We start from the raw sequence: 6,750 nt of genomic DNA, 5'->3' as shown, positions 1-6,750 counted from the left end.
TTAATTTTGTAACCTTTTAGTTAACCTATTGATTTGAAGTGATGTCCACTGCATGGCAGTATCTGTTCCGTTTAAACTTGAGTCGTGCTTAATCAAACCAAACGATTATTCAATAATATTTCCCGATGGTCAGACTAAGTTACTGCAACCTAAGTTTATTCATGTATTAGCCTATCTAGCAGCGCAATTTCCTCGGTTAGTAACCCGAGAAGAATTAATTGAAGCGGTATGGGATGGTAACTTTCCAGTAGGTGAAAAAGCCCTAACTAATGCCATCTGGAACTTGCGCAATGAATTCAAGCAATTTGATAATATTAATCTAGAAACTGTCCGTCGAAAGGGTTACCGGCTATTAACAAAGCCAGAATATATCCAGCCTTTAATTGAAAGCAACGATGAAAGCGATCCTGCAAAGGCAGAGAAAAAACAATCCAATGCATTAGGTAAAAAAGTGATCTTAGTCGCTTTAGCTTTAGTTACTTTCATCTTAGTTTGGCAGCTGTCATTGCTACCTTTTGCAACCAAAAGCAGCAAAATCCTCAACCTGACATCAGAACCTGGACGTGAAGTGTATCCAACGGTCTCGCCCAATGAACGTTATCTGATTTTTACTTGGCGTCACATAACAGGATCGCCAAACTTGTATATTAAAGATCTTCAAGATAAAAACTCATCTTCAAAACAAATTACCTTTACTGAAGATTATGAAGGACGCGCGGTTTGGCATCCAAACAGCGAGGTGGTTTTCTTTCAGCGTAAACATTGGGATTTTAAACGATGTGATGTTGTGCAATTAAATATTGTCACAATGCTGGAAAATAAAATTGCCACATGTGATGCCGAAAAAGACTTTTCGCTGACCATTTCATCAGACGGCAGCTTTTTGGCATATATTGTTAAAAAACAAAACGATCAACATTTGAATGTAAAATTAATTGATCTAAAAAGTGAGGCGATGGAAGCCAAACTATTAGCTTGTCATCAGAAGTGCCGCTTTCAGGACTTGGATGTAGCCTTTTCACCTGATGCTAAGCAGTTAGCGTTATCTCGTTCCGCAAGCGACGGAATGAAAGAAGACTTATTTTTATATGATTTAAACACGCAGCAAATGGAATACCTAGTGGCAACTAAGGGGCGGTTACGAGGCTTAACCTGGCATCCAAATGGCGATCGTATTATTTATGGCAGTGAGGAATCTGGACGACGAAAAGGCTATCTAGTGTCGTTAAAAGATAAATCAACGATTAACCTTAATGTTGATGGATTTAGTTATCCTAGTTTTGTACCTAATAGCCATGAGGTTGTTTATCACAGTCGAGAAGATATAACTAAATTGTCCACGTTAGACTTAAGTGAAACAACAGGTGCGACACTTTTTCCATTGATCCATTCTAATTATATCTATAAAGACCCGCATTATAGTGAGGCAAATAACAGTATCGTTTTTATTTCTACTGAGTCGGGGTATGAAGAAATTTGGCGTGCAGATCCCGATGGGAGTAATCGAAAACAACTGACTAAATTGAAAAGACACTTGTCGTCGCCAAGGTGGTCGCATAATGGGCAATCTATAGCTTTTTTGGCGCCCGATACAAAAACCAAACGCAGCGCATTGTTTGTACTTAATCTTCAGGAAGGCAACTTAACCCAGATGGATAGTGAATTTGATCAGCACTACAGACCTTCTTGGCTGCGTGATGATAGTGGGCTGCTTGCAGGGGCTAAGTTTAAAGGTAATTTGGCACTTTACGGATTTCCTATAGACGAAAAGCCCCCATACATTATTATTGATCAAGCGGTCACTTACGCAGAACAAGCGCGAAATGGTGATATCTGGTTTACAAAGGGCCGCAATCTAGGCTTGTGGCGGTACACGCCAAGTTTTAAGGCAGATAAACCAATACAAGTACTTAATAACAATGTGTTTCAGGTCGAGCATCATTGGGAATTAACTGAAGATGGCGTGTTTTTTCAACATGATTATGCTAACTATCATCAAATTCAATTTTTTGACTTTCATACTCAAGAAATTAGTCCTTTGGTAAAACTGCCTTTTGGAACCATTTCGCGTAAATCATCTATTACTTATATTCCTAGCCAAAATAAGCTAGTGATTGCTGAACAAGAGTTTGTTAACACAGATATCAAACAACTTTCTCATCCAAGTTTATAAAGAAGAGGTAGGCGTTCTGAGTAAACACATGATAAATTAAGGTATTATATTTTAAACCGCTAACACTCTAATTCAACTTATACCCTACTCAATCCCCATTTCAAAATTCAAGATGGCATGAATAGCAATCTGTTTAGTTGATTGTCAATATCTAGTGCTAATCTTTCTGTACACCCTAACCTGTTGTATTTAAAAGAAAAGATAAATAAAAGACTTACAATAGAGCTTAAAAAGAGACTCGATGCTTGAATTTTACTTCTGTTCGAATTAACACTGGTGAGGGCTAAATTGAATTGCTCAATTTAAGCATCTTTGGCGAAGACCAAAGCTATCAATTAAAAGTAATTCTTTGGAAATTAAAATGTACAGTAGAAAAATAAAAATCATGGACCAAAAGCTATCCTTAATCTCATTGTCGCTATTAACTGCACTTGGTACGGCCTCAGCTGCCGAAAGCGCATTTGAAGATGAGAAGTCGGTAGAACGAATTCAAGTAACAGGTTCTAGTATAAAAAGAACAGATATAGAGGGTGCTTTGCCTTTGACTACCATTAGCGCTGAAGATATTGCCAACTTTGGGGCGACATCAGTATCTGAATTAATTCAAAAAATTCCAGCAATGCAAGGCTATCAGGTTGGCGCTCAGTCAGTTGGTGGGGGCGATAGCAGTGGTAACAATGGTAAACAAACCGTATCTTTGAGAGATCTTGGCGGCTCATATACTCTGGTTCTACTTAATGGACGCCGAATGGCGTCAGCTGATAGTGGCGGCACAGTTGATATTAGTTCTATTCCGTTGGCAGCGATTAAACGTGTTGACATATTGAAGGATGGTGCCTCAGCGTTATATGGCTCTGATGCTATTGCTGGTGTAGTAAATTTCATCATGAAAGATGACGTTGAAGGCGTGACAGTTAGTGCTAGAGCTGATAAGCCTCAAGAAGCTGGTGGTGAAAGTTCTGAATTCAGTATTACGGGTGGATTTGGCAACTTAGGTACCGATGGCTTTAATATATTGATGACCTACTATCATTTTGAAAACGAAAATATACGTTCACTTGATCGTGAATTCGGCAAAACAGGGATTGTGCCTTTTAACTACAATGGTGAAGATTTATTTTTGGTACAAGCTTCATCTAATGCCATTCCAGCAAATTTATATTTAAACTTCGATAAAGAAATCGATGGTTCGACGAGTAAGTCATATAATCCATATGCTGAAATCAACGGTGAGTGTGCACAATTTAACTACGCTTCTGGTGATACATGTATTTATGATTTCACAGAAAATTTAGAAATTTCACCTGAAAGTAAAAGTGATAACTTATACCTTCAAGGCAGTGTTTATCTGAATGATAACGCTGAATTATATGCCTCAGGAAGCTATTCAAACTACAGTATCACAACCCGTATCGCAGCCAACACGCTAAATAATTACAAGTTTGAATTGGATTCGCCTTTTGTTACTAACCTAGTTCAACCTTTGTTAACTGCTGAGCAGTATAATGCTCTTTCGGATGTTAGAATCCGCTGGCGTACACGTCCTGCTGGTAGTCGCTCTAACGAATACGATACTGATACATTTAATTTCACCTCTGGAATTCGTGGTGACTATGGCGATTTGTCCTATGACTTGGCCTTTACAAAAGCTAACAGTTCACGTGACAGGAATATGGTGTCGGGTTATTTAATAACTGACCAACTAACTGCTTTGCTTGATAGTGGAGCTATCGATGTATTTGCTAGACCTGACCAATTGCCCGAAAGCACGAACGAAGCGCTACGCGCAATTGCCTACAGTGGTAATTGGGACACACTCAAAACTAAAACAAGCGCGATTGAAGGTAGAGCGTCAGCACCAGCATTTGAATTACCCGCTGGTATGGTTTATGTCGGTGGCGGATTTGATTATCGAGACAATGAGTTTATTAGTATTACCAGTCAAGCCAATAAGGACTCTATTTTAACCGGTACGCCAGACGCTGAGTATGACTTATCAAGAGAGACTTATGGTGTTTACTTAGAGGCTGTTGCGCCTATTATTGACGGATTAGAAGTTACCGCTGCGGCTCGTTACGATAATATCGGTGCTGTTTATGATGGTAAGCGTGCCGCTAATGCAGAGAAAGTTAACAATGACGCATCAGACACAACTTATAAGTTATCCTTCGCATATCGCCCCAATGAAGATTTGTTACTTCGAGGCTCAATTGGTACCGGCTTTAAAGCTGCATCAATGATAGATATTGCAGGGCCTAAAGTAGATGCCGGTGTTACATCTCAAAGCTATGATTGCCCACTTTCTGAACCACACCCTTTAGCGCAGTATTGCTTCCCGCAATTACAGCAATATAATGTTGCAACGTCAGGTAATAATGAGCTTCAACCAGAAACCTCAAAACAACGTTCTGCTGGATTTGTTTATGCGCCCTCTAATGAGTTTAGTGTGAGTGTTGATTGGTGGCAGATAAACCTTACAAATCAAGTTAAGAGAGTGACTCAGCGACAGATATTTGCCGATCCAGTTACCTACAATAGTCTTTATGGCACGCTTTTAAATGAGCTAAGTGGCGAGTTGGAAATCCAAGTATTGCAAGCACCAGTGAACATTGGTAAATCAAATAACCAGGGTATTGATTGGGCTGTTTCAATAGGGCATGACTTTTCTATGGGGTACCTTAGTTCAACTCTACGAGGTACTTATATCTTTGAAAGTGAAACGTTACGAGTGGGAACAGTGGATATCTATGACACTAGCCTAGGTAAATTTGGTCCAAATAGTACTGTGACTTTCCCACACAAAATGCAGTGGGCGAATAACTTTAGTCATGGAGATTTTGCACACTCGGTTAATCTAAACTATCAGAGTGGTTATGAAGATCAATCCTACTCGGCAAATGCTTCACAGATCCGCTATCAGTCTGATATTAGTCAAGGCTTTGACCAGTCAGTTGAACGTAATGTAAGTAGTTACCTTACAGTTGATTACCTGACAAAGTGGCAGATCAATGACAGTGCGCAAGTTGGTTTTGGTATCAAAAACTTACTTGATCGCCAACCTCCATTATCATTGCGTACTTCAGGTGGTGGTTATCAAGTTGGTTATGACCCGCGATACGTTGATCAGTTAGGTCGTACATTTTATGTTAGAGGTGAATATAACTTTTAATATGGTAAAAGCTAATCAAGGTTAGCCGTGTCCATGGCAATTGACTCTAGGTGAGTAACCACGACACGGTTGAAATAATCTTAATAAAAAGCCTTCAAACCAGCGAGATGGCTTTTTTGAATATCGTCAAAAAACTTGGCCTCTTTGCTATACTTATATACAGGTGCGTTGCTATGAATCACACAATTAAGCCCTGCTAATTCTGTTAATTTTGAAAATACAGAGAAAGGCATCCCTTCATTGATCAAAGCGTGCTGAGCTATGTCACTATTGGGGATACTACCAAAGCGTTTTATTGCGTTGTTTGTTGACACCCACCCCTCTTCAAGTGGTTGATATCTAAACTCAACCACTTTTTCTACATCTTTTTTAGACACTTATTATTTATAAATCATGCCCCATTCAGACCAACTCAACACAGTGATAAGTTTGATACATATTTACCACTAGCTTTGTTTAACGTAACCGTCGCCTAAAGACCGTCACCTAACTTAACATTCCAAGGCAGTAATTGCTCGATGTCAGGCTCAGGCTGCGTAAAGGCTTCGAGTAAATGGGTGATGTAATCGTAAGGCACAAGCCCATTGGCTTTTGCGCTCTCTACGGTTGAATAGAGTATCGCACTGGCCTTAGCACCCTTTGCAGTTTGTGATAACAACCATGCCTTCCTGCCATTCACGAAGGGCTTAATTGAGCGTTCTGCGCGATTATTGTCAATGCTGAGGCGTCCATCAAGCGTATAACGCTCAAGCTTTTCCCATTGATTTAAACAATATTGGATGGCATCGCTTAAGTCGGTTTGTCCTAGCACTTGGCTTTTAGATTGAATGAGCCATGTTTTAAACTCATTAAGCAATGGCAGGCTTTGCTCTTGGCGAATGTGATAGCGCTCATCGATGTTTTTATCTTTGATGAGCGTTTCGACTCGATATAGCTTTTTAATGTGGTTAATCGCCCAGTTAATTTTGCCACTTTTGTTTTTGCCCATGGCTTTTTGCGCATCAGTGAACTTGCGCCTAGCATGTGCCCAGCAGCCGACAATGGTCGCTTGTGTTTTATGATAGCCAGGATAGCCGTCGGCATGCATGTACCCATCGTAACCGTCTAAATAATCCACTATCACTTGGCCGCCTCGGCCACTGTTATAATCAAACAGCACAATATTAGGAATATCACTATCCACTATTTTGCCAGCAGGCGAATCTGCCCCGCAGCCATATAACCACATGTAGGATTTTGCCTTATTATCGCCCACGACTTTGACGGTGGTGTCATCGCTAAAGATAACCGGTTGCTCCAATAATATTCGCCGCATCATGTCGTATAAGATTTCGAAGATGTTACCGCTTTTTATCATCCACTTTGACATGGTTTGCCGACACAGCTCAATGCCGTACTGGGCGAACAT

Annotated in this window: 4 protein-coding genes; 2 read left to right on the top strand and 2 right to left on the bottom strand. The window is 40.1% G+C overall.

Going from position 1 to position 6,750, the window contains the following annotated elements:
• Positions 1–52 precede the first annotated feature (52 nt).
• Positions 53–2,173: a winged helix-turn-helix domain-containing protein gene (locus NO989_RS21195; RefSeq protein ID WP_156086145.1), complete on the top strand. Its 2,121-nt coding sequence runs from the start codon at positions 53–55 to the stop codon at positions 2,171–2,173.
• Between the two features lie 349 nt (positions 2,174–2,522).
• Positions 2,523–5,342 carry a TonB-dependent receptor domain-containing protein gene (locus NO989_RS21190; RefSeq protein ID WP_371343156.1) on the top strand — a complete coding sequence of 940 codons (2,820 nt, stop codon included), beginning with the start codon at positions 2,523–2,525 and terminating at the stop codon, positions 5,340–5,342.
• Between the two features lie 80 nt (positions 5,343–5,422).
• On the opposite strand, the gene NO989_RS21185 is transcribed toward NO989_RS21190, so the two are convergent.
• Positions 5,423–5,719, bottom strand: a complete 297-nt coding sequence (locus NO989_RS21185) for a hypothetical protein (RefSeq protein ID WP_156086147.1) — start codon at positions 5,717–5,719, stop codon at positions 5,423–5,425.
• Between the two features lie 95 nt (positions 5,720–5,814).
• A partial coding sequence (locus NO989_RS21180; RefSeq protein ID WP_156086148.1) for an IS66 family transposase occupies positions 5,815–6,750 on the bottom strand: 936 nt, incomplete at its 5' end.

Origin of the sequence: Alteromonas sp. DY56-G5, from assembly GCF_041414725.1 — a bacterium.
GTDB classification, from domain to species: Bacteria; Pseudomonadota; Gammaproteobacteria; order Enterobacterales; family Alteromonadaceae; genus Alteromonas; species Alteromonas macleodii.
Note: the sequence above shows the minus strand (reverse complement) of the source record. Positions and strands in the feature narration are given on the sequence as shown.

Bases quoted from the DNA above. Each gene is read 5' to 3' on its own strand.
- NO989_RS21195 (WP_156086145.1), top strand. From the start codon at position 53: ATGGCAGTATCTGTTCCGTTTAAACTTGAGTCGTGCTTAATCAAACCA.